Origin of the sequence: Acidovorax sp. (genome assembly GCF_046314175.1) — a bacterium.
GTDB lineage: Bacteria > Pseudomonadota > Gammaproteobacteria > Burkholderiales > Burkholderiaceae_C > Acidovorax.
Window position 1 is genome coordinate 1 of the sequence record NZ_JBKBXG010000053.1, and the last position, 23240, is coordinate 23240.

The 23240-nt window shown below is 64.1% G+C and carries 24 protein-coding genes; 8 read left to right on the forward strand and 16 right to left on the reverse strand.

The features are described 5' to 3' along the window. Positions 1-219: 219 nt before the first annotated feature. The 3 genes from ACK4OE_RS15720 to ACK4OE_RS15730 all read right to left on the reverse strand — a co-directional run bounded on the left by ACK4OE_RS15720 (position 220) and on the right by ACK4OE_RS15730 (position 3466). Positions 220-1386, reverse strand: coding sequence for an acyl-CoA dehydrogenase family protein (locus ACK4OE_RS15720; RefSeq protein ID WP_409885851.1), 1167 nt, complete (start codon positions 1384-1386; stop codon positions 220-222). Positions 1387-1431: 45 nt separating this feature from the next. Beyond that, positions 1432-1854, reverse strand: coding sequence for a lysozyme inhibitor LprI family protein (locus tag ACK4OE_RS15725; protein ID WP_409885853.1), 423 nt, complete (start codon positions 1852-1854; stop codon positions 1432-1434). An 88-nt stretch (positions 1855-1942) separates the two neighbouring features. Next, positions 1943-3466 carry a CoA-acylating methylmalonate-semialdehyde dehydrogenase gene (locus ACK4OE_RS15730; protein ID WP_409885855.1) on the reverse strand — a complete coding sequence of 508 codons (1524 nt, stop codon included), beginning with the start codon at positions 3464-3466 and terminating at the stop codon, positions 1943-1945. A gap of 194 nt (positions 3467-3660) precedes the next feature. Between ACK4OE_RS15730 and ACK4OE_RS15735 the strand changes: the two genes are divergently transcribed. After that, positions 3661-4566 (forward strand): LysR family transcriptional regulator, encoded by a 906-nt coding sequence (locus tag ACK4OE_RS15735; protein ID WP_409885857.1) that lies wholly within the window; start codon positions 3661-3663, stop codon positions 4564-4566. A gap of 116 nt (positions 4567-4682) precedes the next feature. Here the strand turns inward: ACK4OE_RS15735 and ACK4OE_RS15740 are convergent, their stop codons facing one another. The 4 genes from ACK4OE_RS15740 to ACK4OE_RS15755 form a co-directional block, all read right to left on the reverse strand. Further along, a complete protein-coding gene (locus tag ACK4OE_RS15740; protein ID WP_409885859.1) occupies positions 4683-5885 on the reverse strand; it encodes a hypothetical protein in 1203 nt (400 codons plus the stop codon). A 48-nt stretch (positions 5886-5933) separates the two neighbouring features. After that, the gene (locus ACK4OE_RS15745) at positions 5934-7592 is read right to left on the reverse strand and encodes a DUF4384 domain-containing protein (RefSeq protein ID WP_409885861.1); all 1659 of its coding nucleotides are present in this window, start codon (positions 7590-7592) and stop codon (positions 5934-5936) included. A gap of 162 nt (positions 7593-7754) precedes the next feature. Continuing rightward, positions 7755-8183, reverse strand: a complete 429-nt coding sequence (locus ACK4OE_RS15750) for a hypothetical protein (protein WP_409885863.1) — start codon at positions 8181-8183, stop codon at positions 7755-7757. A 146-nt stretch (positions 8184-8329) separates the two neighbouring features. Then, positions 8330-8803, reverse strand: coding sequence for a hypothetical protein (locus ACK4OE_RS15755; protein WP_409885865.1), 474 nt, complete (start codon positions 8801-8803; stop codon positions 8330-8332). 635 nt (positions 8804-9438) lie between these two features. On the opposite strand from ACK4OE_RS15755, the gene ACK4OE_RS15760 reads away from it, so the two are divergent. The 5 genes from ACK4OE_RS15760 (at position 9439) to ACK4OE_RS15780 (ending at position 12451) form a co-directional block, all read left to right on the forward strand. Continuing rightward, on the forward strand, positions 9439-10110 hold the full coding sequence (locus ACK4OE_RS15760) for a LuxR C-terminal-related transcriptional regulator (protein ID WP_409885920.1): 672 nt from the start codon (positions 9439-9441) through the stop codon (positions 10108-10110). Between the two features lie 63 nt (positions 10111-10173). Beyond that, positions 10174-11013, forward strand: a complete 840-nt coding sequence (locus ACK4OE_RS15765; protein WP_409885867.1) for a sensor histidine kinase — start codon at positions 10174-10176, stop codon at positions 11011-11013. 135 nt (positions 11014-11148) lie between these two features. After that, complete coding sequence (locus ACK4OE_RS15770) at positions 11149-11682, forward strand: NUDIX hydrolase (RefSeq protein ID WP_409885869.1); 534 nt, start codon at positions 11149-11151, stop codon at positions 11680-11682. A gap of 67 nt (positions 11683-11749) precedes the next feature. Continuing rightward, a complete protein-coding gene (locus ACK4OE_RS15775) occupies positions 11750-12211 on the forward strand; it encodes a YiiD C-terminal domain-containing protein (RefSeq protein WP_409885870.1) in 462 nt (153 codons plus the stop codon). A 24-nt stretch (positions 12212-12235) separates the two neighbouring features. Beyond that, the gene (locus ACK4OE_RS15780) at positions 12236-12451 is read left to right on the forward strand and encodes a hypothetical protein (protein ID WP_409885872.1); all 216 of its coding nucleotides are present in this window, start codon (positions 12236-12238) and stop codon (positions 12449-12451) included. 3 nt (positions 12452-12454) lie between these two features. Here ACK4OE_RS15780 and ACK4OE_RS15785 read toward each other — a convergent pair whose 3' ends face one another. The 7 genes from ACK4OE_RS15785 to ACK4OE_RS15815 form a co-directional block, all read right to left on the reverse strand. Beyond that, positions 12455-12976, reverse strand: a complete 522-nt coding sequence (locus tag ACK4OE_RS15785) for a copper chaperone PCu(A)C (RefSeq protein WP_409885875.1) — start codon at positions 12974-12976, stop codon at positions 12455-12457. 38 nt (positions 12977-13014) lie between these two features. Further along, a complete protein-coding gene (locus ACK4OE_RS15790; RefSeq protein ID WP_409885876.1) occupies positions 13015-14304 on the reverse strand; it encodes a hypothetical protein in 1290 nt (429 codons plus the stop codon). After that, complete coding sequence (locus ACK4OE_RS15795; RefSeq protein ID WP_409885878.1) at positions 14305-15504, reverse strand: MbnH family di-heme enzyme; 1200 nt, start codon at positions 15502-15504, stop codon at positions 14305-14307. 2 nt (positions 15505-15506) lie between these two features. Then, a complete protein-coding gene (locus ACK4OE_RS15800; protein WP_409885880.1) occupies positions 15507-16448 on the reverse strand; it encodes an MbnP family copper-binding protein in 942 nt (313 codons plus the stop codon). Between the two features lie 148 nt (positions 16449-16596). Continuing rightward, positions 16597-17037: a DUF2946 family protein gene (locus ACK4OE_RS15805; protein ID WP_409885882.1), complete on the reverse strand. Its 441-nt coding sequence runs from the start codon at positions 17035-17037 to the stop codon at positions 16597-16599. Between the two features lie 37 nt (positions 17038-17074). Then, positions 17075-17311: a hypothetical protein gene (locus ACK4OE_RS15810; RefSeq protein WP_409885884.1), complete on the reverse strand. Its 237-nt coding sequence runs from the start codon at positions 17309-17311 to the stop codon at positions 17075-17077. Positions 17312-17516: 205 nt separating this feature from the next. Further along, a complete protein-coding gene (locus tag ACK4OE_RS15815; protein ID WP_409885886.1) occupies positions 17517-17882 on the reverse strand; it encodes a DUF2946 domain-containing protein in 366 nt (121 codons plus the stop codon). 257 nt (positions 17883-18139) lie between these two features. Here ACK4OE_RS15815 and ACK4OE_RS15820 point away from each other — a divergent pair, with 257 nt between their 5' ends. Next, on the forward strand, positions 18140-18730 hold the full coding sequence (locus ACK4OE_RS15820) for a hypothetical protein (protein WP_409885888.1): 591 nt from the start codon (positions 18140-18142) through the stop codon (positions 18728-18730). Positions 18731-18898: 168 nt separating this feature from the next. On the opposite strand, the gene ACK4OE_RS15825 is transcribed toward ACK4OE_RS15820, so the two are convergent. Both ACK4OE_RS15825 and metE read right to left on the reverse strand, forming a co-directional pair. Then, positions 18899-19057, reverse strand: coding sequence for a DUF3309 family protein (locus ACK4OE_RS15825; RefSeq protein WP_082516826.1), 159 nt, complete (start codon positions 19055-19057; stop codon positions 18899-18901). A gap of 531 nt (positions 19058-19588) precedes the next feature. Beyond that, positions 19589-21982, reverse strand: coding sequence for a 5-methyltetrahydropteroyltriglutamate--homocysteine S-methyltransferase (metE, locus tag ACK4OE_RS15830; RefSeq protein WP_409885890.1), 2394 nt, complete (start codon positions 21980-21982; stop codon positions 19589-19591). A 108-nt stretch (positions 21983-22090) separates the two neighbouring features. Between metE and ACK4OE_RS15835 the strand changes: the two genes are divergently transcribed. Beyond that, the gene (locus ACK4OE_RS15835; RefSeq protein WP_409885892.1) at positions 22091-23029 is read left to right on the forward strand and encodes a LysR substrate-binding domain-containing protein; all 939 of its coding nucleotides are present in this window, start codon (positions 22091-22093) and stop codon (positions 23027-23029) included. Positions 23030-23240: the final 211 nt, after the last annotated feature.

Sequence of the window (23240 nt, forward strand, 5' to 3'; positions counted from 1 at the left end):
CTTGTGGGAGAGGGCCGGGGAGAGGGGGTGAAACGGGCGTGGCGCGGGTGAAGGCCCCCTCTCCCCAACCCTCTCCCGCGAGGGGAGAGGGGGTAACCCCCGGCGCCGCTGCGGGTGCACAGGCTGATGTTCCTGTCTGAGATAGGTATTTCATGAGGGAAATTGGCCGTTACCGCCCGTTGGATAAGCGCTAGCAGCTATGAAAACAGGAGTAAACGCTCAGCGAATCACCTCCGTGGCATCCCCATCCAGCATGCGCCGCGCAATGATGACGCGCATGATTTCGTTCGTGCCTTCCAGGATCTGGTGCACGCGGGAGTCACGCACCAGGCGCTCCAGCGGGTATTCGCGGATGTAGCCGTAGCCGCCGTGAAGTTGCAGCGCCTCGTTGCACACGGTAAAGCCCACGTCGGTGGCAAAGCGCTTGGCCATGGCGCAGTAGGTCGATGCATCGCGGGCGCCAGCGTCGAGCTTGCTGGCAGCCAGGCGCACCATCTGGCGCGCGGCGACCAGCTCGGTCGCCATGTCGGCCAGCTTGAACTGCAGGGCCTGAAAGCTGGCGATGGGTTTGCCAAACTGCTTGCGGTCTTGCATGTACTGCTGCGCGGCGTTGAGCGCGCCTTGCGCCGCGCCCACCGAGCAGGTGGCGATGTTGATACGGCCGCCGTCCAGGCCTTTCATGGCGATCTTGAAGCCTTCGCCCTCCTGGCCCAGCAGGTGGTCGGCGGGGATGCGCACGTTGTCAAAGCTGATGGTGCGCGTGGGCTGGCTGTTCCAGCCCATCTTGTGTTCTTTTTTGCCGTAGGTGATGCCTGCGGCGTCTGCGGGCACCACAAAGGCGCTGATGCCGCTTGCGCCCGATGCTGCATCGCCGGTGCGAGCCATCAGCACCAGCACGTCGGTGGCACCTGCGCCGCTGATGAAGGCTTTGCTGCCGTTGATGATGTATTGGTTGCCCACCAGCTCGGCGCGGGTTTTGAGCGAGGCGGCGTCAGAGCCCGCACCGGGCTCGGTCAGGCAGTAGCTGGCGAGCTTTTCGCCCGTGGTCAGCAGCGGGCCCCAATGGTCGCGCACGGCGGGCGTGGCCCAGGTGCCCAGCATCCAGGTGGCCATGTTGTGGATGGTGATGAAGGCGGTGGTGCTGGGGTCGATGGCGGCCATTTCCTCGAAGACCAGCGTGGCGTCCAGGCGGGGCAGGGCGAGGCCACCTGCATTCTCGGGCGCATACAGGCCACAAAAACCCAGCTCGCCGGCCTTGGCAATGGCTTCTTTGGGGAAGATGGCTTCAGCGTCCCACAGCGCCGCGTGGGGCGCGAACTCGGCCAGTGCAAAGTCGCGGGCCGTCTGGGCAAAGGCGCGTTGTTCTTCGGTGAGCTCAAAGTCCATGGTGTTCTGTCTCGGTGTCTCTTGTTGTTGTGCTCTTCCAGGTGCTCAGGGCTTGGCAGACGGGTGGTCCAGTGTCAGCCAGCGCATCAGGCCCCTGCGGCGGTTCTCTGTCTCTGCGGTCAGGCACTCGTGGTACAGGCGCGGCCACTCGGGTTCTGACTCGCTGGCGCGGGTGGCCTGCTTGCAGCGCGTGACGCGGTCGCGCTGCCAGGCCGTGTGCTCTTGCCGCAGCTGGGGGCGTTCGTGGGCCGACAGGGCGCGCATTACGTCGCCGTACAGGATGGCGATCTGCGTGTCCGCAGCCTGGTAGGCCTTGACCGCGCAGGCATTGGTCCCGTCCAGCGTGCCCACGTCGCGGCATGCGGCTCCTGCCTGGGCGTAAACGCCTGGGCTCAGCAGCAACGCACCCACGGCGCCCGCGCTCAATGCCACCGTCGACACCCAATTCTTCAGTTTGAAAATTTGCATGTGCCGCTTTTACCACTGCACCCCAAAAACGGGCGCCCCTGTGGGGGAAGCGGCGCAGCCGTTCAGGGTCAGGGGGGCTTGGAATGCTTTACTTCAAGCTGATGGTGGTGTTGACGCCCTGGCTCACCGTGCTGTCATCAAACCAGCGGGCCGTCACCGTCTTGGTCTGCGTGTAGAACATGATGACTTGCTTGCCGTAAGGGCCCAGGTCACCCAGCTTGGACGCACGCGAACCGGAGAACGAGAACAGCGGCACCGGCACAGGGATTGGCACGTTGATGCCGACCTGGCCCACGTCAATCTCTTCCTGGAACTTGCGCGCTGCAGCGCCCGACTGCGTGAAGATGGCGGTGCCATTACCGTTGGGGTTGCTGTTGATGAATTCGATGGCTTCATCAATGTCTGCTGCGGGCACCAGGGCCAGCACGGGGCCAAAGATTTCCTGGTCGTAAATGGCCATGCCGGGCTTCACGTTCGAGAAGATCGTTGGGCCCACAAAGTTGCCCTTTTCATAGCCGGGCACAACGGGCTTGCGGCCGTCCAGCTCCAGCGTGGCGCCGTCGGCAATGCCGCGTTCGATCAGGCCTTCCACGCGGGCGAGGGCAGCGCAGGACACCAGTGGGCCCACATCGGTGCCCTTTTCGGTGCCGCCGTTGACCTTGAGCGTCTTGGCCTTGGCCACCAGCTCAGGGATCCACTTTTGCGCCTCGCCCACCAGCACCACCACGGGCAGGGCCATGCAGCGCTGGCCCGCAGCGCCAAACGAGGCACCGGCAATCGCGTTGAGGGTTTGTTCCTTGTTCGCGTCGGGCAGGATGATGGCGTGGTTCTTGGCGCCCATCATGCATTGCGCACGCTTGCCGGCCAGGGTGGCGCGGTTGTACACATGCGTGCCCACCTTGGTGGAGCCCACAAACGACACGGCCTTGATGTCCTTGTGGTCGCAGATCGCGTTCACAGCCATTTCGCCGCCGTGGATCACGTTGAGCACGCCGGGTGGAATGCCCGCTTCAAGCGCCAGTTCGCACAGGCGCATGGTCACCATGGGGTCTTGCTCGGAGGGCTTAAGCACAAAGGTGTTGCCCGTGGCAATGGCCATGGGGAACATCCACAGCGGGATCATGGCGGGGAAGTTGAACGGCGTGATGCCGGCGCACACGCCCAGGGGCTGCAGCAGGGTGTAGGTGTCCACGCCACCGGCCACGTTGTTGGCCAGCTCACCCAATTGCAGGTTGCCGATGCTGGCGGCGTGCTCCACCACTTCCAGGCCACGGAACACATCACCTTCGGCGTCCGGCAAGGTCTTGCCTTGCTCTGCCGTGAGGATGGCAGCCAGTTCGCCCATGTTTTCGCGGATCAGCTGCTGGTACTTGAGGAAGATGCGGGCGCGGGTGCCGATGGGCGTCTTCTTCCAGGTCTTGAACGCTTCCTTGGCGGAGGCTACGGCTGCGTCGATTTCTTCAGCGGTGGCAAACGGCACGCGGGCCAGCACCTCTTGCGTGGCGGGGTTGACCACGTCGCGCCATTCGGTGGTCTTGGATTCGACGAACTGGCCGCCGATCAGCAGCTTGACGGTGGGGGCCAGTACGGCCGAAGAGGTGGGTGCGTTCATGGGGTTTGTCTCCTGATAGATGTGTCGATGACGGGGGGCGGCGAGGGGCCGCTGAGCATGCAGCACTGCCCCGAACTGCGCCATGGTAGCTGTGCAGAATTGTCAGCACAATAGACAATGCTGCGCATGGGGTTTGCAAAAATGCACATCCATCCCTTGCTCTATGTCATTGCTACAACGCCAAAGGACCGCCCATGGACTGGGACAACCTGCGCTACTTTCTGGAACTGGCCCGCGCTGGCACGCTGGTGGGCGCCGCGCGCCGCCTGGCCGTGGACCACACCACGGTGGCGCGGCGCCTGCAGGCACTTGAAAAGCAGGTCGGTTCGGCCCTGTTTGCGCGCGAGGCGGGCGGCCACCGGCTGACCGAAGCCGGGCGCGCGCTGCTGCCCCAGGTTGAGGCCATGGAGGCTGCCTTTCTGGCGGTCGAAAACGCCGCACCCGGCGTGCGCCAGGGCCTGCACGGCCTGGTGCGCATTGGCACCACCGAGGGTTTTGGCAACCTGATCCTCGCGCCGCAGCTGGCCCGGTTTGCGCTGGACCACCCCGGCCTGGTGGTGGACCTGCTGGCCCTGCCGCGCCTGGTACACCTGTCGCGGCGCGAGGCGGACATCGTCATATCGCTGGAGCGCCCGGCGCGCGGCGCGGTGGTGGTGGTCAAGCTCACCGACTATGTGCTGCAGCTGTATGGCGCGCGCAGCTACCTGCAGCGCCACGCGCCTATCCACACGGCGGATGACCTGCGCGGACACACCTTCATCAGCTATGTGGACGACCTGCTGTTCAGCAAGGAGCTGCAGATATTGGACGAACTGCACCGTCCCGCGCACTTTGCGCTGCGCAGCACCAGCATCCTGGCGCAGTACGAAGCCGCGCGCGTGGGGGCAGGGCTGGCAGTGCTGCCCGCGTTTGTGGCGGCGCAAGACCCGTCGCTGGTGCCGGTGCTGCCCGGCGTGGCGCGGTTTCAGCGTACCTTTTGGATGTCGATGCCGGGTGACAACAAGCATGTGGCGCGCATGCAGGCCACCTGGGCGTTTTTGCGCGAGGCGGTGGCTGCGCAGCAGGCGCTGCTGTTGCCCCAGGGGCCTGATGGCATTTGAGCTGCGTGCTATTTTATATATAGCAATAAAGTGTTTATTGATAAGCGCTGGAAGGCATTTTCTTACTGATTCCGATTGTCGCGGCAGCTTGAGCAGCACGGACAGAACCACGCGCATCACTGCCTTGGCGCCGTTGCGGTGGATCTCCATTCTTGAGGCACTGCGCCATACAGAGGGCTGGGGTCGCGGTGCCAGCTCTGAGGCAACGCGGATGCTGCTGCGCCCTGGGGCAAGCCGGTGGCGCTGAGCTCAATGGCTGCGAGTTGCTGCATCCAGGCGACGTCTATGGTGCCGTCCGGCGACGGGCGCGAGAAAATCATCGCCAGCATCCGGCGGGCATGGGGGTCGCCGCCTGCCGCGGCAATCTGATACAGGCGGACGGCTTCGGTGTAGTTGGCCGGCACGCCGTCGCCACGGTGGTAACGCCGCGCCTGTGCATACCAGTCTGCGGCGCTGTAGCGCGCAAACCGGTCGCGGGTGATGGGGCCGCTTTTGATGCGGCTAATGAGCAGGTTGGCGTTGGCAGCGGCGGCCTCGGACCGTGAAGACGCGGCGTTGAACTCGGCAAGCGCCTGTTCCAGGTTGCCTGCTGCCAAATACTCCAGCCCCAGTTCATTACTGGCCTGCGCATTGCCTGCGCGGCTGGCTTCTACCAGCAGTTTTTGCAGGGCCGGGCTGGAAGGTGGAGCCAGCGCGCCAGCGTCCCGACCTGGCGGATCTGTTTTAGGGTCGACCAATGGTGCCAGCGCCTTGGAGGCATGCCATTCCAGATACTTGGCAAGCCCATAGTCTGCGCGGCGCACCAGGGCAATCCAGTGCAAAGCCGCTGTGGGATTGGGCGGCCCGACGCATCCCACAAGCTGGCACCACGCCAGGCCGGCAGGCGCCAGGGGGTGCCCCAGCATTTGTGCAAGCTCAAACCAATGCTGGGCCTGTGGAAGGTCAGTGGGCATGGCCAGGCCATGCAGGGCCAGCAAGCCCAGCAACCACGCCGCATCTGCGGGAGGCATGTCTGCAGTCGCGCGACCTGCGGAGGGCCGGGGCTTGCGCGGTGCACTCTCATCACGTTGTGCTGCTCTGCGTAGTGTCTGCAAGATCTTCTCCCTGGCTGGGTCATCGGGCCCTGAGATGCGCGGCGAGCCGCCAGCCAGGGACGAGCGTTCAATGGGGTTTTCGGGCGGCGGCTGCACCGCATGCACGGAGGCCAGCGCTGGCACAGCCGCGCAGTGAATGCCCGCCAGTACCAGCGCAGCGGCGCGGCCCCATTGCCGTGTCGTCGGCAGTCTGGCTGGGATGAGCGGTGCGACGGCGCAGGTCATAGCGGTCAGGGGGTGCTTGGGTGCCGACGGCGCAACATTTGTAGCCAACTACTTGCGCACGGGCGGTTGAGCCGTGCTGGGCGGCACTGCGCGGCGGGGCACAACATTCCAGTACACCGCGTTGCCCGTGTAGCCCTGGGTGCCCAGGGCGGCGGCAAAGGCCTCGTTCACCCGCTCCAGTGCGTGGTAGTTCTTCAGGGCTTTGAGCGGCGGTCCACGCAGCTCTTCCGGCAGCTTGGGCGTGCTGTCTTCGTCGCTGGCAAAGCAGGCAACGCCTTCGGTTCCGGGGCTGGCCGCATCCATGATGAAGCCAGGGTTCGGGCTCATCCAGTCAGGGATCCGGATGGCCTGGTTGGCAGAGACCCAGCCTGTCGGATTGGCCTTGTTGGGGATAAGGCGTATGACTGTGCCTATGGCATCCGCCAGATAGCACTGAAGATAAGACGCGCGCGACACGGTTGCGGACAGAAAGATCTGCTCGCCCACATCAAACGCTGTGCGATCCAGCAGCACGTTTTCTATCTGCAAGCTGATGGTGCGTTCTACGGGTGCGGCCCCGTATCGCAGTTCTTGGGGCATACCCGCCGCCGCCGCCGTTGAAGCGCCGCCAGAGGGTTGCGATGCCGCGACGGTGGCAGGCGCCTCTGGCTCCGTAGCCACCGGTTCGGCGTGCGTGCTTTCCCATCCGATCCGGGCCAAGGTGCCGTCGGCAGACAGGCTTACAAAGTTGCGCAGCGCTCTTTCGTAGGTGGGGAAGTCCACCACCCCCGTCACCACCATGCCTTTGTCGGCCTGAAAGCGGGCCAGCGCCTTGCGCAAGGGAACACTGTCGTCGGGCACCGGAGTGGGGCTGGGTGCCAGATAGCCCTGGCTGGTGAGTGAGCGCGCGACGAGTTGCGTGCGCACGGCGGGCGAGCCTTCGTCAAACCAGTCGCGCAGCTGCCGCTGAAAATCCGGATGGTTCTGCTCCAGCGTCAGGCACTGCCAGTACGGCACGCGGGCCCATTTGCCAACGAGCTCGATGGTGGCCAGGTCCACCAGCGTGCGCACTGCGCCGCCCGAGCCCTGGGTGTAGTCACGGCCAATGTTGAATTGCACGCCATAGGTTCCGATTCGGCCGGCAAGGTCCAGGCCTTGCCCGCCGCCGCCCACAATGACTTCATTGGCTGAGTCGAGGCCAGGGATCAGCGTGCGGGTGCGAAAGTCCCCCAGATGCATCTCCAGGCCAATGATGGTGGCGTTGCGGCTCTGGCTGAAGCCCAGGTCGACCCGCGGGCCCGACAGGCCGGTATCGAAGCGGTTGCTGATGACGTTCTGGTCCACAAAAGAGATCGCGCCCGACAGATACAGCGCTGGCCGCTGCAGCTGCATCTGGTTGTTATTGAGCAGTATGGTGGTCAGGTTTTGCACCGTGTCTTGCCGCGCAATGTCCACTTCGTAGTCCACATATCGGAACGCGTTGCTCAGGCGTGACATCTGCGACAGCGCGGTGATCACCATGTCTTTGGCTGCCACCGCCACGCGGCTGGAGTAGTCCGGAATCTGCTTGCTGGTGATCAGGGTGGTGGGCAGCTGTGCATCGCGCAGCATGTGATCCATGCACATCAGCGAGTCTGAAAAGCTGGAGATGGAGCGGGTGGGGCGCACCACTGGGCGGTCCGTGATGGACGCGCGGCTTTGAAATTCACGGTCCTTGCGGGGGTCCATGGGGGTAGCGCAACCGACCAGTGCCAACATAGTGGCCAGCAACAGCATGCAGAGCGACGCATGCCACTTGCCTGTGCGCGTCTCGGTATGTTGGTGTGGCGCCAAGCGAGGAGGGGTGGGAAACATTTTTTCTCCTGCCGGCAATGCAACGGTGTTCTGGACTTATTTGCAGATGTTGACGAGGTCGCCGCGCAGTACGACGACCTGGGGCGCCTTGTTCGTGCCGTATTTGGCCGACCCGGTCGCATTGCTGGACACCGTGGTGCTGCCCACCTCCTGGACGCACGTCTTTTGCATGCCTTGCGCGTTGGCGGTAGTAACCACGTCGTTGTTGGTCAGCACGCCCGACGTGTCATCAGAGAAGGCCTTGGCCTCGTAGCGCGCAATGCGTGCGCGCAGCCAGGACGGCATCACATTGCTGTTGTCCAGGCCGGTTGACGCAGCGGCGGGGGCCGTAGGCTGCATCTGAAGCGCGGGGTTTTTGGTGAGGACGACCGGGTCTTCTCCGGGTGCCTGGGACCAGGCTGGCCCTGCAGGGAGCCCAAAAAGCAGCGCAAAGCTTGTGCAGCACACCAGTAAACGTGTGTTCATGAGACACCTCCTGAAAGGGGTAGAAGAGGGCCGCACCTGGACTGCGCGTGGCAGTCACGCAGGTGCTCCTCTGGGCAGATTGATCGGGGCAACCGAAGCTGCCGGGTCAAACCGTGTTCGGTCTTTACACCGCTGTGGTGGTTATCTCAGTAGGGCCAGCCGACTGTCTTGGTGGGCTGGCAGGTAAAGCAGGCATTGTTCGTCGCAATGTTCTGCACCGCCTTGCTGTTGCCGCCGCTGGACATGTTGTTGACCGACGAATAGATCATGGCCGTGAACTGGGTGGATTTGCCGCTGATGGTCACGTCGCCAACGTTGGACGACAGGTTCTGGCTGGCGTACGCGTCGCCGCCGCTGGCTGTGTTGGTCACGTTTCCGCCAAACCCGGTCACTGTCTGCGTCGAGGTTCCGCCAATGGTGACGTTGCCCGTGTTGGTGGCCAGGTTCTGGAACGCTTCGCTCTTGGAGCCTGTGGAGTTGTTGTTCACCGCCACGGACGTCAGGGACGCCGTCTGGGTGGAAGTCCCGGTAATGGTGATGTCCGGACTGGAAGCCACGGGACCGGTGGCCATTGCTGCAGAGGCGATAACGCTGAGAGCGATGAAAGCGAGGGTTTTCATGACAGATCCTTCAATGTTGAACTTCGACAGGTACTGCGGCCGCAGCGAATCTGCGGTGCAGCGGTTGGACGGTGCTTTGCGGCCATGACGCTTTCAAAGTGCCGGGGCCGTTGTGCGCTGTCGGGTTCAGTGTCTTTGGGGATGCGTAACAGGTGAATACCGCGTGCTGACTAGCTTGATGTGACGAGCTGCGCGAAGAAAAGCCCATTGACGCCTGGCTGAAACCGGTGTCAACGGGCATTTCAAGGCCTGCCGAAAAGTTATAAAAACCAGGTAGTAACTAATTGTTAAATTTGTGTCGTTGACATTTAGTTATAGATTTAAATCGCTTTCCGGGGCATCGTTCAGCCTCCAGGTCGGCTGATGGGCGTCGAGAGATAAGGTCTGAGCCGATGGAACCATGTCTCGCTCAGGGCTCGATTCATGGTCTGAATTCAAGGTCTGAAACGTTTTTCGTGACAGCGGGCGGGGCCCGGAGGAGTTTGACAGTGAATAACATCCAGCACTCGGAGCTTGTGTCGGTCATACCGTCGGCTGCGAGTCCATTTTCTGTAGCGAACACTGGCGCCGCGTCGCAATGGTCTTCCGGCCAGTTCGACACATTTGACAACCCGCCCTCCGTATGGCCCGACTTTCTGACAGGGCAAAAGACCAACCCCGTGCGCGTCCTGCTGGTCGATGACGACCCGCACATTCGGCTCGTCATTGCTCAGGAGCTGATGGCGGACCCCCGGACGCTGCTGGTCGCGCAGGCCAGCAGCGTTCGCGAAGGCCGCAAAGCCATTCGACAGCACGAGTTTGATGTGCTGCTGGTAGACCTGAACCTCGGAGATGGTGACGCCTTTTCCTTGCTGGAATATCTCCGACCTATCCGCCCCTCTGTACAAGCGGTTGTCATGTCGGTAATAGAGAACGATGAGCAGGTCATTCGTGCGTTTGAGCTCGGAGCCAGTGGCTATTTGGCTAAGAACTCATGGTTTCAGAATTACACGCAGGCTGTGCTGCAGGTGGCTAACGGGGGGGCCGCCATCACGCCCAATATTGCGCGCCGTCTCCTTCAGCGTTTTGATCGCGTCCAGTCGCCAGAGTCCAAACGGCGCAAGCCCGATGAGGCTGAACAACTGACTGCGCGCGAGAAGGAAATCTTGCGTATGGTGGCAAGCGGCTACACCAGTGATGAAGTGGGTTCACGGCTTCTCATCAGTGGCATGACCGTCAACACCCACCTGCGCAATATCTACCGCAAACTGCAGGTACGCACACGTGCGCAAGCGGTGCGGTTTGCTTCGCTCAGGGGGTTGTTCTAGCAGTCTTGGCCAAAGGCTGAGAAATCTGTCCTCACACGTTGCAACGCAACCATAGGTAGCGCTGTGTTCCGCACCCGCCCTCCGTTGTTTGCATTGGCATGCGTTGGCATCTGGGCGCTGCAGTTGGTGCTCATCACGGTGTCATTCCATTGGATCGGAGCGGTGGGGCCATCCATGCAACGCTGGTGGGAACTGGCCGCGGTGGCCGCCTCCTTGGCCCTGGGCGGCTTGTTGCTGGTGCAACTGCCCAGGGCCCTGCAGTGGCGCCCCAGGCTGAACGTGCGTGTCAGTGCAGAGGTCATGGAGGAGCGGCGCCGCATTGCCGGAGACCTGCATGACAGCGTGGGATCGCAACTGATCAGCGCGCTGGCCATGCTGGACCTTGCCAATCCCCGTGACCGCGCGATTCATACAGTGCTTGAGCAAGGCATGCTGGATCTCCGATTGCTGGTGGACTCCATGGACGGCGCGGAGGCTCCGATTGAACTTCGTCTGGCGCAGTTGCGCTACCGCATGGAGCCTGTTCTGGCGCAGCGGGGAATTCGGATTCTTTGGGATGTACAGGCCCCGCAATGCAAACTCTTTGTGCACCCTGACGGTGCAGCGCACCTTGTGGCCATTGTTCAGGAGGCCCTCAGCAATGCGCTTCAACACGCCAATGCGACCGAGATAGCGGTGAGCGCCAAAAACATGGAGAGCGACGGATGCTGGTGTTTGGAAATCAGCGACAACGGAACTGGCATCCCACCCGTGCACAAACCAGAGGGCGTGGCTTCAGCGGGTTACGGAATAGCGGGAATGTCGCGCAGGGCGCGTCTTGCAGGTGGGGAACTGTTTGTGCAGGAACGGCACGCTGGCGGTACAAGCATACGGGCGGTGGTGCCGTGCATCCAGTCCCAGTGAGCGGGCCAGAGTGGGGTCCACCCAGCTGGCTGCGACGGGCGCTACTTGATTGGTGAAAGGTGCATGCCGCAAGGTGCGCATGGTTAGGATTGGGGCGAGCCTACGCTCAGTACCCCTGACTCTGTGTGATCCACCATGTCATCTGCCGACCTCGTCAAGAACCGTCCATTTTTGCGCGTGCGCCAGCGCGCCGCAGCCCTCATCACGCAGAGCGGGCGGGTGTTGCTGCATCAGTTGGACGGTGACACCTTTTGGGCCTTGCCGGGTGGAGCTATCGAGCCCGGCGAAAGCGCTGCACAAGCGGTAGCGCGCGAACTGCATGAAGAATTGGGCGGGGACCTGGGGGCCCCGTTTTTCGTAGGTGCCCTGGCGGTGGTGGCCGAGAACTTCTTCAGTTATGCGGGCGTGGCGTACCACGAGATCGGGCTGTATTTGCATGCCAGTCCCTTGCCTGGCAACCCGCTGGTGTTGACCGAGGGGCCGTATGACGGCGCTGAGGGCTCGCGCAGATTGACGTTTGCGTGGTTCACTGGGGATGAGGTTGACCACCTGGACATCCGGCCCGCCTTTCTGCGCGAATATTTGTGTGGCTTGCTGGTGCAGGGGCCAAAGGACGTGCTGCACATCGTGCACCGCGATGAGCCCTTGCCAACTGACGCCGTGGGCTAGCTACGCTGCCAGACCAGTTTGTTCAGAGGCGCAGCCCCCTCTATAGACATCGATATCAGGAGTTCCCTTGACCCTGCAAGCACTGCAAGCACTGCAAGCCTATCTGCACCAGCACATCCCGTTGTCCCAGGCCATGGATGTCACCGTGGTCGAGGCATCGCCCCGCCAGGTGGTGCTGAGCGCGCCGCTGGCGCCCAACATCAACCACCGCGACACCGTGTTTGGCGGCAGCGCATCGGCCGTGGCCATATTGGCGGCCTGGTCGATGCTGCACCTGCGGCTGTCGGCCGAGGGGCTGGGCAGTCGCCTGGTGATTCAGCGCAACACAATGGACTACCTGGCGCCCATCGACGGCACCTTCACCGCGGCGGCCCAGGCGCCTGCGGCAGCGGTGTGGCAGCCTTTCACGCGCATGCTGCAGCGCAAGGGGCTGGGGCGCATCGCGCAGGCGTCTACCTTGCACTACCAGGGGCAGCCTGTGGGGCAACTGGTGGGGGAGTTTGTGGCCTTTGGGGCTGGGTACCGATAGCTACTTTGGGCGCTGAACGTGCGCATGGCACGCTGGACGCAACAGGCATTGCCAAAAAACCGCCCGCCAGAGTCGATGCGCCATATCCCCGCCAGCACCTTGGAGGTGCCCTGCATGCGCTGGCGGCGGTCGCAAAAACTCCTTGCGGGGCGGGCGGAAACCGTGGGCCTGTCTGGTCGTTGCCGCGCCTCATCCATTGCGGTAGGTGGCAACAAGACAGAGCGTATTGAGCTGCGCTGAAGCTCAGTGCTTGTGATCGGCGTGGGTGGACTGTGAAGAGCCCGCCCTGGGCTGCTGCACCCATGCCTTCACCGTCGTCTCGCCCGCTTTCTCAAATTTCAGCGTCAGGTCAAACCGGTCGCCCACCTTCAGTGGCTGGCGCAGGTTGATCAGCATCAGGTGATACCGCTGCCCGTGTCGCAGCTGCACTTCCTGCCCAGCGGGCAGGTCGATGGCGGGGACTTCGCGCATGCGCATGATGTTGCCCTCGGTGGTCATCTCATGCAGTTCCACACGCTCGGCCACCGCCGTGCTGGCGCTCACCAGCCGGTCGGGTGCAGTTCCCCGGTTTCGGATACTGCGAAAGTACGCGGCCCCGTTTGGCGTGCCCGTCAGCGAGGGGGTGGCGTAGGGGTGGTCGATGACCAGCTGGCCCGCACGGAAGTCATGGGCGTGGGCGGTGGTGACAATGCTGGCGCCGCACAGGGCAAGGGCCGTTGCGGCCTGCAGCATGTTGCGACGCATCAGGGTTGGGGTCCTTTGCATGGTGTGAATCTCCTTGTGGGATGGGGTTGTGTGGTGCATCACCAGCTTCTTTCGAGCAGAGGGCCGGGTGTGAAAAGCACGCGCAGCGCCACCACGGTGTTGCCTTTGCCTGCAATGTGCTCGCGACCCGCTTCCAGTGCCAGCAGCCAGTTGGCGTGGGGGCGCCAGCCCAGCATGGCGGTGAAACGGCGCGACGGGTGGTAGGGCAGCAGGTTCGCGTCGGTGGCCACCAGCGTGGCGCCGGGGCCGTCCAGGCGGTGGGTGCTGCGCAGCCATTCCTGGCGCACGGCCAGGTCCCACTGCGTGGTGGGTTGCCACAGCGCTTCCAGCCAGCCACCGCTGGTGCGACCCTTGTAACGGGTGTCTCCGTTTTGCGAGTACAGGTTTCCGCGCTCGTTGCGCAGCACGCCTGCCGCCGTCAGGCGCACGCCTGGGAGCGGCGTGGCCCAGCTGGCGCTGGCACCCACCAGGTCCACCGTGCCATCAAAGCAGGTGATGTCGCGCAGGCTGGCGCTGCACTGGGGCGCGGTGTGGATGTGACCGCTGTTGCTGCGCTGCACGTAGGCGCCGCGCCCTTGGGGCTCCAGGCGGCTGTAGAAGGCGTCGGCCTCCCAATCGCCCCAGTTGCCTGCGTTGCCCCAGACAGGCCCCGCCGCTCGGGCGCGCACGGTGGGTGCCCAGGCTGCGTTTTCGCTGCCTGGAAAGCGGCGCGCGCGCCACAGCCCGGCGTCGATGCCCCGCAACCACTCGAAAGCGCCTTGCAGATGCGGGCGCCAGGACAGATTCACACCGTCTTCAATCCAGTCGCCGTTGAAGGCTGCGCGTTTGATGAGCGGCATCTGGCCAAAGCGGTCCAGGTGACCCGCGTTGCCGATTACGGGGCCCAGAGGCATGCGGTTGCGGCCAGCGCCCAGGGTGAAGTCAGAGTCCGCCGACGGGCGGGTCTCTACCCACGCCACCTCGGTGTGGGCGCGCTCGCTGCCATGTTTGCCAAAACTGACGGTGGCGCCTAGCAGGGGCGTAAGGCGTACGCCGCCGCCCAGCGTGCCGTGCTCCAGCGCCCAGCCACGCCGGTCGGAGGGGGTGTCGCCCAGGCCCAGCACGCCTGTCAGGCGCGGTGCGGGCACGGGCTGGCTGGCGTGCTGGTAGCCCACGGCGGCTGCGGCGTTGATTTGCAGGCCGGGCGTGGCCGGAATGCTTGCATCGCTGGCGTCGTGCGCCAGTGCCGGGGCCAGCGAGAGCATGCACAGCGTGGCCGCTGCTACAGCACAGGCGCGTGCCTGCAGCGGCCACGCTGCATCTGCAAAGGTGGATACGAGGTGCGCCATCTATTTCGCTCCTGCCGCCGCGAACGGGTCGGACAGCTTGGGGTTGGTGAGCAGATCGTGGTCCGTCAGCGTTTTCAGGAAGGCCACGATGTCCGCGCGCTCCTGGGCCGTGAGGTTGATCTGGTTGATGAAGTCGTTCTTGTTCGGGTTTGCGCGGCCGTCCCCTGCATGCGGGCCCGAGGTGATGTTGCGACCGCCTGCGGCATAAAAGTCCAGCACCTCTTCCAGCGTGGCGATGGTGCCGTCGTGCATGTAGGGGCCGGTGACCTCCACGTTGCGCAGGCTGGGCGCGCGGAACTTGCCCATGTCTTTCACCTGCTGGGTCAGCTCGTACACGCCGCGATTGGGCTCGGGGAACGCGCCCGTGCCGCCGATGTTGTACAGGCCCGTGTTGTGAAACGGCGTCTCCACGATGCGGCTGCCCGCATGCACGATCTGGTCGTTGAAGTTGAAGCTGCTGTGGCAATGAAAGCACTCGGCCTTTTCGCCAAAGAACAAGTTCATGCCGCGCTCGGCCGCCGGGGGCAGTTGCGCCTTGCCTTGCAGGTACTGGTCGTACGGGCTATTGCCCGACAGGATGGTGCGCTGGAAGGATGCGATGGCGTGTATGGCGTTGCCCCAGGTGATGGGGCTGCCCTGGCCGGGGTAGGCTTTGGCAAACTTGTCTTTGTAGGCCGTGTCGGCCGCCAGACGTCCAAGGATCTCGTCCTTGTTGCCGTCGTTCACGCCCATCTCTATAGGGTCGGTGCCGAACAGCGGCGTCTCCATCTGCTTTTCCAGCGTCACCAGCGAGGGGTTGGCCCAGGTCAGCGTGGCGTTGTAGACCACGTTGGCCAGCCCCTGGGCATTGCGCGGGTGGTGCTGGCCGGTGGAGCCGAGAGAGGTGGTCAGCCCATCGGTGAAGGCCTTGTCCTGGTGGTGGCAGCTGGCGCAGGCCTGCGTGCCGTTGCCAGACAGGCGGCGGTCGTAGAAGAGGAAGCGGCCCAGGTCTACCTTGGCTTCGGTGATAGGGTTGGCCTCGGGCACCTTGGGGGTGGGGAAGAAGGATGGCAGAACCCAGGACCAGCTTGCGCTGCTGCCCGAGTTGTCGCTGACGGAAGTTCCCCCTCCGCCACAGCCGCCCAGGGCCAGGGCCCCGGACAGACTGACCAGGCCAGCGGCCCAGGCTGCCATCCGCTTGAGCGAATGGTGTTGCTTCATGGTTACTTGGCCTCAGCGCGGAAAAGGGTCTGGCCGCTGCCGCTGTTGATCGGCTTGCCGGTGACGAGGTCCAGCTTCAATACCTTGTAGATGGCATCGCACTCCGGATCGGTAGCGCCCGACATGCAGCCCGGTGCACTGCCCAGGTCTTGGTTGAGGTTGGTGCCCGTATAGAGTGCGGCCAGGTCCACTACCACCTTCTGCGTGGCGGTATTGAAACTGCCGAAGCTGAAGTCCATGCGGTTGGGACGTGCGCAGCTCACGGTCTCGCCCGTCACCGGGTTGCCCGTGCAGCCCGTGGAGCCCAAGTGCACGTAGAAAGTGCTGCCAGGTGCTGCAGGTGCAGGGCGCACGACACCGCCCACAGGGTTGACCTCGATCTGCGCGAACTTGCGGCCTGCTTGCCACGACCATGCCATGGCCTGCACGTCCATGGGCTTGGTGGCGACGGCGTAGTCGGTGTGGTTCAGGCTGGACGGAACACCGATAGTGAGCTTGACGCCCTTGTATGTGCCTGCGGGCACAGTGCCTTTGATCTGCAGGTTCATGGCCTTGGTGCCTGCGTCGGCGCACGCGCCGGTACCGTCTTCCAGGTCGATCAGTGCGACTTCCTTGGTTTGCCAGTCATTGACGTCCAGCGCGACGGACACGGATTCGTCCTTGTCGTTTACCAGTGCAACGTTGCTCACGTAAAAGCGCAGGTCGTGCAGTTGTGCCGATACCTTGCCGTTGCCCAGGCCGGTGATTGCGGTGCCGCATTTCACGTCTTGCGTGCCGGCCTTGGCAGCAAAGTCGATGGTGATGCTTTGTGGCCCCGTGGGGGCGGGCGTTGCGGTGTCGCTGCCGCCGCCGCCGCAGGCCGTTAAAACGAGGGGGACAGCCAATGCCAGGGCCAGGGCAGAAGCGAGGCGGTTGGGTGCGCTGGTGTTGAATGAATGAGTCATGACAATTTCTTCAATAGGTCGGGCGGCCCGCTGTGTGTGGAGGGCATCACCCGGCAAGGTGGGAGGCAAGACCCGCTAAGCGGCCTTGTTCTAAGAAAGCGTTGGTCACGCGCAGGCCCATGGGTGGCGTCTGCACGACAACGGGAAGTCAGCACAGGGGCGATGGCGGCGCGCGTGGCGGTGAGTTCAGCACCACCCTGGCAGCGGGGCTGCGCACTGGCGGTGTTGCAGTGGGCCGGGCCGTGTAACGCAGGGGCGGTGCAAACCGAAGTTCGCTGCGCGAAAGGTCTGGCGCGACGTCGCCCACAAAACGGCACAAGGGGCAGTGGGGCGTGCCATCGGCCCCACTGGACAACAAAGGTGCCTCCTGCGCCGTCGTGTCGGCATCGATCTGGTCGCCCTGGGTGGCCTGAACGCTGACCCAGCGCACGCCCTGGTTGGTGCACACTTCGACCATCGCGGAACCGCCAGGTCCTTTGAGCAGCACCAACGTCGCCGCCAGCGCCGAATGCAGGCTGGCGAGCACCATCAATGCAATCAGCCACCGCGCAATACGGCGGGCTGACGAGTGCGAGGAACTATCAGACACAGCGGACAGGGCAGTGGCGTGGGGGAAAGGCGCTGCGCTAGCGGACCTGCTGGGTTGTGTGCGACGGCAGTGGCACCAGTGTCATGCGACCCAGGTGATGCACGGCCTGGTGGCCGTAGGCACCGGCGGGCAGTTCATGGCGTTGTGCGGTAAGCGCAGCGGCCGCGTACGCAACACCCAAAGCGGCGATGTGCACGCAGACGAAGGCTGCGATGAAGAGGCCGCTGTGAGGCGGCAGTGATGAGTCTTTGCTGGCCGATGGTGAATGAGACACGTCGAAATCCTGTTGTTCCGGAACAAGGGGTGTGCTCGTAGCAAGCTACAACGCACAGCAATGCACTCCGATCCACGCTTGGTACGCCCGCCCGCAGAAAGGGGGCAGGCTGCATGCCGTCAGGCGCGAAAGGGTGCAGAACGGAAAGCTCTTGGCAGCGGCGCACAAAGCGCTCAGGGGTGCCGCGGTGCGGCGCTGCCGGAGTTCAGGAAACGAGTGCTGGGGGCCCGCGAGGGGGCAGGGGCGCGCCGACAAGGGCGGCAATGGTGGCAGCTACTGCCGGCTGCAGTGCATGTGCCAGAGGCTGCGGATGATGTGCCGAGGTGTGCTCGTGCGGCGCCGGAACGGTGAAATGCAGGCATGCTGGGCAGTCCAGCGTGTGGTGGCTGCTGTCCATGGCGCCATCATCATCGTCGCCCAACACCACCAGTTTGACGGCGCCTCCGGCAGTGCAGACCAACTCCATGGCCTGGGGGTGAACCAGGGGCGATGCGATGGCCACACCCACCGTCAACACAAACCACGCCAGGATCAGGCGGGCCAGCAGTGACGAGGTGCGAAACATATGCATGCTGCGCATTATCGTTGCGAATGACGACAGTCCTCGCTGCAATTGCCGACTGTTTGGGTTTGGCGACGTCGGGGGGGGGCTTGTGCTGCGAAGCGCCATAGGCCGAACTGGTGGCGCAAGGCCATGGTTATGGGGGCATTCACTTGAGCCACAACGAATACCCTTGTGTCATTGAACAAAGCCAGCGGCGCTACGCCATTGAGGTTGCTGCTTGCTTGCAACCCAGCCGAAAACGTCGCCGCACAGGAGCCCTTGCCATGTCCGCTCTCATCTCTGTTCTTGCTTCAGCCGCTTCGATGATCTTCAACGCAGCGCCCAGCGGCCCAGCCAAATCGGCAGCATCGCGGCGCAGTGAGGCGGATGCAGAGCCCGAGCCGTCTGCGGTGGTCACCCTCAGCCCACAGGCAGAGGCGATGGCCGGTTTTGCGGGCAAGGGCATCATGGTGTCGCAGGGCAAGGTGGAAAACGCCCTGGGTGCCGTGGCGCGCAGCGCGGGCGGTGGCGCGGCCAACGCCGTTTCTGCCGCGTTGTCCGGCCGCCCGGTGTCTACCCAGGATTTTCAGGAGATATTGACCCGCTTCGGCGCTGACGATGCCCAAAAGGCGCAGCTGACGGCCGGGTTTGATGCAAACAAAGACGGGGCGATTTCGCAGGACGAGTTCCTTAAAGGCCTGGCCAAAACGAAGGGCACACCGAGCACCCCGGCCGACTCAGACTTTTCGCAGGCCGTGATGCAGTTGATGGACCGCGGCAGCAGCGGCAATGCAGACGGCACCGTGGCGGCCAAAGAGTTTGCTGCCTTTGCCACCGCTTTCGTCACGGCCGGTAAGCGGTCCGGCGTGGCATAGCCAACCCCGCACAGAAGCCCCATCAAAAAAGACCAACGGCCCGTGAAGGGCCGTTGGTCTTTTTGTGCATCGGCGGCAGCCGGGGTGGCTGCGTCGCAAGCTTTGCGTTACGACGTATGCCGTAACTGGCTTGCCGTCAACGCTCAGCGCAGGCGCTGAGGGCGGGAGTTATATCCTGCCCATCAGCAGCAGCACCACCAGGATCAGCACCACCAGACCAATACCGCCGCTGGGTCCGTAGCCCCACGAACGGCTGTGGCCCCAGGTGGGCAGCGCGCCGACCAGGATGAGGATCAGAACGATCAGGAGAATCAGGGAGAGCGACATGGTGTTTCCTTGTTGTGTGTTGCGGTGAATGCATTGTTGGGTGCAACCAGTGCGCAGCCCGAAGGTGTTGCGCCCGCAGGGCGGTCAGGGTTTTCCGACACGCGTTGTGGGATGGGGGGCTCACGGAGTCTGGAGAGAACCCTGCTTGGTATTAAAAAAGGAGCGCGCGACGCTTTATGAATATAGCGACGCATGGGCTGCGAGGCCTACAGGGCTTGGTCCATCGACTGGGCGGGGAACTTGACCGATGGCATGGCGGTGGCGTGCATGCGGTGGCGGACATGTCGTGGGTGCAATGCACGGCGGGCGGCCCGCCCATGTGCTGGCGGCATGGGCAACGGTTTGCCACTGCAGACTGCGGCGATGGATGTTTAGGTGCCCTTGGCTGTGAGCGCCGAGAACAGCAGTGCACCCTTGAGTCGCTCTGCTCTACGCCCCTTGGAAGGAGTACGCACCCGGTGGCCCGCCAAAGCCAGGTCCACGGGGGTATTTCTACACGGTCACGTCGGCTTCGTGCCAACCCGGTAAAACTCAGGCCAGGGCCGCTTCCTCCAGCAGCCGCTCGCGCACCTCCTGCGCCGCCTGCACCATGTGGCGCAAGGCGGCCTCGGTCTCGGGCCAGCCCCGGGTCTTGAGGCCGCAGTCGGGGTTCACCCATAGGTGCTCCACGGGCACCACCTCGGCGGCTTTTTCCAGCAGCGCGGCCATCTCCTGCACGCTGGGCACGCGGGGCGAGTGGATGTCGTACACGCCGGGGCCGATCTCGTTGGGGTACTTGAAGTCCCCAAAACCCTGTAGCAACTCCATGTCCGATCGGCTCGTTTCAATCGTGATCACATCGGCGTCCATGGCCGCGATGGCGGGCAGGATGTCGTTGAACTCGCTGTAGCACATGTGGGTGTGGATCTGCGTGTCGTTGCGCACGCCGCTGGCGCTGATGCGGAAGGCGCGGGTGGCACGGTCGAGGTAGCTCTTCCACCCTGCACGGCGCAACGGCAGGCCCTCGCGGATAGCGGGCTCGTCGATCTGGATGATGGCGATGCCGGCTGCCTCCAGGTCGCACACCTCGTTGCGGATCGCCCAGGCGATCTGGTCGGCCGTGGTGGCGCGCGGCTGGTCGTCGCGCACAAAGCTCCACTGCAGGATGGTGATGGGGCCTGTGAGCATGCCCTTCATGGGTTTGGCGGTGAGGCTTTGCGCGTACTGCGTCCAGCCCACCGTCATGGGCGCAGGGCGGGCCACGTCGCCGTAAATGATGGGCGGCTTCACGCAGCGCGAGCCATAGCTTTGCACCCAGCCGTTGGCGGTGAAGGCAAAGCCGTCGAGCTGCTCGCCAAAGTATTCGACCATGTCATTGCGCTCGGCCTCGCCGTGCACCAGCACGTCAATGCCCAGCGCTTCTTGCTTGCGCACGGCCAATTCGATTTCGGCTTCCATCTTCTGCTGGTAGTGGGCGGCATCGAGTGCCCCGCGCTTGAAGGCAGCGCGTGCGGCGCGTATCTCCGCCGTCTGCGGGAACGAGCCGATGGTGGTGGTGGGCAGCAGCGGCAGCTTGAGCCGCGCACGCTGGGCCTTTTGCCGGGCAGGGAAGGCGCTGGCGCGCTGGTCGGCGCCCGGTGCGGCGGCGGCAATGCGGGCGGCCACGGTGGCGCGGTGCACACGCGGGCTGGCGCGGCGCGCGGCAAGGGCGCTGCGGGCGGCGTGCAGTTCGTCATCCACTGCATCCTCGCCTTGGGCCAAGGCGGTGGAAAGTACACGCAGTTCATCGAGTTTTTCCACGGCAAACGCCAGCCAGGATTTCACTTCGGCATCGAGCTTGTCTTCCGCCTGCAAGCTGCACGGCACATGCAGCAGCGAGCACGACGGTGCCAGCCACAGCTCGCCCTGGTGCTTGTCAGCCACCGGGCGCAGCTTGGCCAAGGCCGCGTCCAGATCGGTGCGCCAGATGTTGCGGCCGTCCACGATGCCCACCGACAGCACCTTGTGCGAGGGCAGCCAGTCCGCCACGCCCACCAGATCGTCGGGCGCACGCACGGCATCCACATGCAGGCCCGCCACGGGCAACTGGCAGGCCAGGCGCAGGTTCTCGGCCAGGGGGGAGAAGTAGGTGGCCAGCAGCAGCTTGGGCGCGCTGCGCGCCAGTTGCCAGTAGCTGGGCTCAAACGCATGGCGCCAGGCATCGGGCAGGTCCAGGCCCAAGATGGGCTCGTCGATCTGCACCCATTCCACGCCCTGGGCCTTCAGGCGCGCCAGCACGGCTTCGTACACGGGCAGCAGTTTCTCCAGCAGGCTGAAGCGGTCAAAACCTGCCGTTTTGGATTTGCCCAGCCACAAAAAGCTCAGCGGCCCCAGCAGCACGGCCTTGACGCGGTGGCCCAGCGCCTGGGCTTCGGCCACTTCGGCAAACAGGCGCTCGCTGGCCAGCTGGAACTGGGTGTGGGCGCTGAACTCGGGCACGAGGTAGTGGTAGTTGGTGTCAAACCACTTGGTCATTTCCAGCGCGGGCTGGCCTGCGGTGGTGTGTGTGGGGGTGTGCGCTGCGTTGCAGCCCGCGCTGCAGCCTGCATGGGCTGAGGCGGCTTTTGCCGACACGCCCCGTGCCATCGCAAAGTAGCGGGCCAGCTCAGGGGTGTGGTCGTCAAAGCCAAAGCGGGCGGGCTCGCAGCCCAGCAGCTGGATGTGGTTGGCCACATGGTCGTACAGCGCAAAGTCGCCCACCGTCACATAGCCCAGGCCTGCATCGGCCTGTGCCTGCCAGTGCTGTTGGCGCAGCTGGGCGGCGGTGGCCTGCAGCTCGGCCTCGGTACTGTCACCGCGCCAGAAGGATTCGAGTGCGAATTTCAGCGCGCGGTGCGCCCCCATGCGCGGAAAGCCCAGGGTGTGCGTCAGCACGGGGCGGCGAGGGGATGGGGCGGCGAGTGACATGGTGATTTCCTTCTTCTGAATGGAGCAAAACATTGAAGGCACCGATGGTCGCGCGGGCTCGTTTATTATTCAAACGAAAGTTTTAGTCGATCAACTTGAAAATTAATAATGAACCAGTCGATTCTGGAAGTGCGCCACCTGCGCACGCTGGTGGCCCTGCGCGACAGCGGTAGCCTGGTGCGGGCCGCGCAGTTGCTCAACCTCACGCAGTCGGCGCTGTCGCACCAGATCAAGCTGCTGGAAGACCGTTACGGCCAGCCGCTGTTCGAGCGCAAGTCCGTTCCGCCGCAGTTCACCGCCGTGGGCGAACGCCTGCTGGCCCTGGCCGACGCCGTGCTGCCGCAGGTGGAAGGGGCCGAGCGCGACATTGCCCGCCTGGTGCTGGGGCAGGGCGGGCAGATGCGCATTGCGGTGGAATGCCACACCTGCTTTGACTGGCTGATGCCCGCCATGGACGCCTTCCGCACCCGCTGGCCCGAGGTGGAGCTGGACATCGTGAGCGGCTTTCACGCCGACCCCGTGGGCCTGCTGCACCAGGGCCGGGCCGATGTGGCCATCGTGTCGGAGGTGGATGCCGACGAGGCGGGCGTGGACTACCACGCGCTCTTTGGCTTTGAAATCCGCGCGCTGCTGGCCAACACGCACCCGCTGGTGGCCAAGCCGTATTTGGTGGCGCAGGACTTTGCCGACCAGACCATCATCACCTACCCCGTACCCGACGAGATGCTCGACCTGATCCGCCAGGTGCTGGAGCCCGCCGGTGTGCGCCCCCCGCGCCGCACCACCGAGCTCACGGTGGCCATGCTGCAACTGGTGGCCAGCGGGCGCGGCGTGGCCGCGCTGCCGCTGTGGGCGGTGCAGAGTTACCTGGACCGGGGGTATGTGACGGCCCGGCCGATTGGGGTGGGGCCTGGCGCTCAGGGCCTGCGCGGCGAACTGCACGCCGCCAGCTTGCCCGGCCTGTCGGCAAAGCCTTATCTGCAGGACTTTGTGCAGGTGACGCGCGAGACGAGTTTTGTGACGTTGAAAGGCGTGGAGTTGTTGTAGGGTGTGTGTGCTGAAAAATACTTTTTTGATAGCTGCTGGCGCTTGATGGATAAGCGCTAGAGGCCAAAATGACCTAATTTTTAGCCCCTGGACTTAACGGCGTCTTCAGCTCCCTCGCCCCTTGTGGGAGAGGGTGGGGGAGAGGGGGCAGAACAAGCGCAGTGCTTGCTTCGTCACCCCCTCTCCCCGTCCCTCTCCCGCGAGGGGAGAG

Bases quoted from the DNA above. Each gene is read 5' to 3' on its own strand.
- ACK4OE_RS15770 (WP_409885869.1), top strand. From the start codon at position 11,149: ATGTCATCTGCCGACCTCGTCAAGAACCGTCCATTTTTGCGCGTGCGC.
- ACK4OE_RS15735 (WP_409885857.1), top strand. From the start codon at position 3,661: ATGGACTGGGACAACCTGCGCTACTTTCTGGAACTGGCCCGCGCTGGC.
- ACK4OE_RS15750 (WP_409885863.1), bottom strand. From the start codon at position 8,183: ATGAACACACGTTTACTGGTGTGCTGCACAAGCTTTGCGCTGCTTTTT.
- ACK4OE_RS15745 (WP_409885861.1), bottom strand. From the start codon at position 7,592: ATGGACCCCCGCAAGGACCGTGAATTTCAAAGCCGCGCGTCCATCACG.
- ACK4OE_RS15795 (WP_409885878.1), bottom strand. From the start codon at position 15,504: ATGAAGCAACACCATTCGCTCAAGCGGATGGCAGCCTGGGCCGCTGGC.
- ACK4OE_RS15785 (WP_409885875.1), bottom strand. From the start codon at position 12,976: ATGCAAAGGACCCCAACCCTGATGCGTCGCAACATGCTGCAGGCCGCA.
- ACK4OE_RS15825 (WP_082516826.1), bottom strand. From the start codon at position 19,057: ATGTCGCTCTCCCTGATTCTCCTGATCGTTCTGATCCTCATCCTGGTC.
- ACK4OE_RS15755 (WP_409885865.1), bottom strand. From the start codon at position 8,803: ATGAAAACCCTCGCTTTCATCGCTCTCAGCGTTATCGCCTCTGCAGCA.
- ACK4OE_RS15725 (WP_409885853.1), bottom strand. From the start codon at position 1,854: ATGCAAATTTTCAAACTGAAGAATTGGGTGTCGACGGTGGCATTGAGC.
- metE (WP_409885890.1), bottom strand. From the start codon at position 21,982: ATGTCACTCGCCGCCCCATCCCCTCGCCGCCCCGTGCTGACGCACACC.
- ACK4OE_RS15740 (WP_409885859.1), bottom strand. From the start codon at position 5,885: ATGACCTGCGCCGTCGCACCGCTCATCCCAGCCAGACTGCCGACGACA.
- ACK4OE_RS15820 (WP_409885888.1), top strand. From the start codon at position 18,140: ATGTCCGCTCTCATCTCTGTTCTTGCTTCAGCCGCTTCGATGATCTTC.
- ACK4OE_RS15835 (WP_409885892.1), top strand. From the start codon at position 22,091: ATGAACCAGTCGATTCTGGAAGTGCGCCACCTGCGCACGCTGGTGGCC.
- ACK4OE_RS15730 (WP_409885855.1), bottom strand. From the start codon at position 3,466: ATGAACGCACCCACCTCTTCGGCCGTACTGGCCCCCACCGTCAAGCTG.
- ACK4OE_RS15780 (WP_409885872.1), top strand. From the start codon at position 12,236: ATGGCACGCTGGACGCAACAGGCATTGCCAAAAAACCGCCCGCCAGAG.
- ACK4OE_RS15815 (WP_409885886.1), bottom strand. From the start codon at position 17,882: ATGCATATGTTTCGCACCTCGTCACTGCTGGCCCGCCTGATCCTGGCG.
- ACK4OE_RS15790 (WP_409885876.1), bottom strand. From the start codon at position 14,304: ATGGCGCACCTCGTATCCACCTTTGCAGATGCAGCGTGGCCGCTGCAG.
- ACK4OE_RS15720 (WP_409885851.1), bottom strand. From the start codon at position 1,386: ATGGACTTTGAGCTCACCGAAGAACAACGCGCCTTTGCCCAGACGGCC.
- ACK4OE_RS15800 (WP_409885880.1), bottom strand. From the start codon at position 16,448: ATGACTCATTCATTCAACACCAGCGCACCCAACCGCCTCGCTTCTGCC.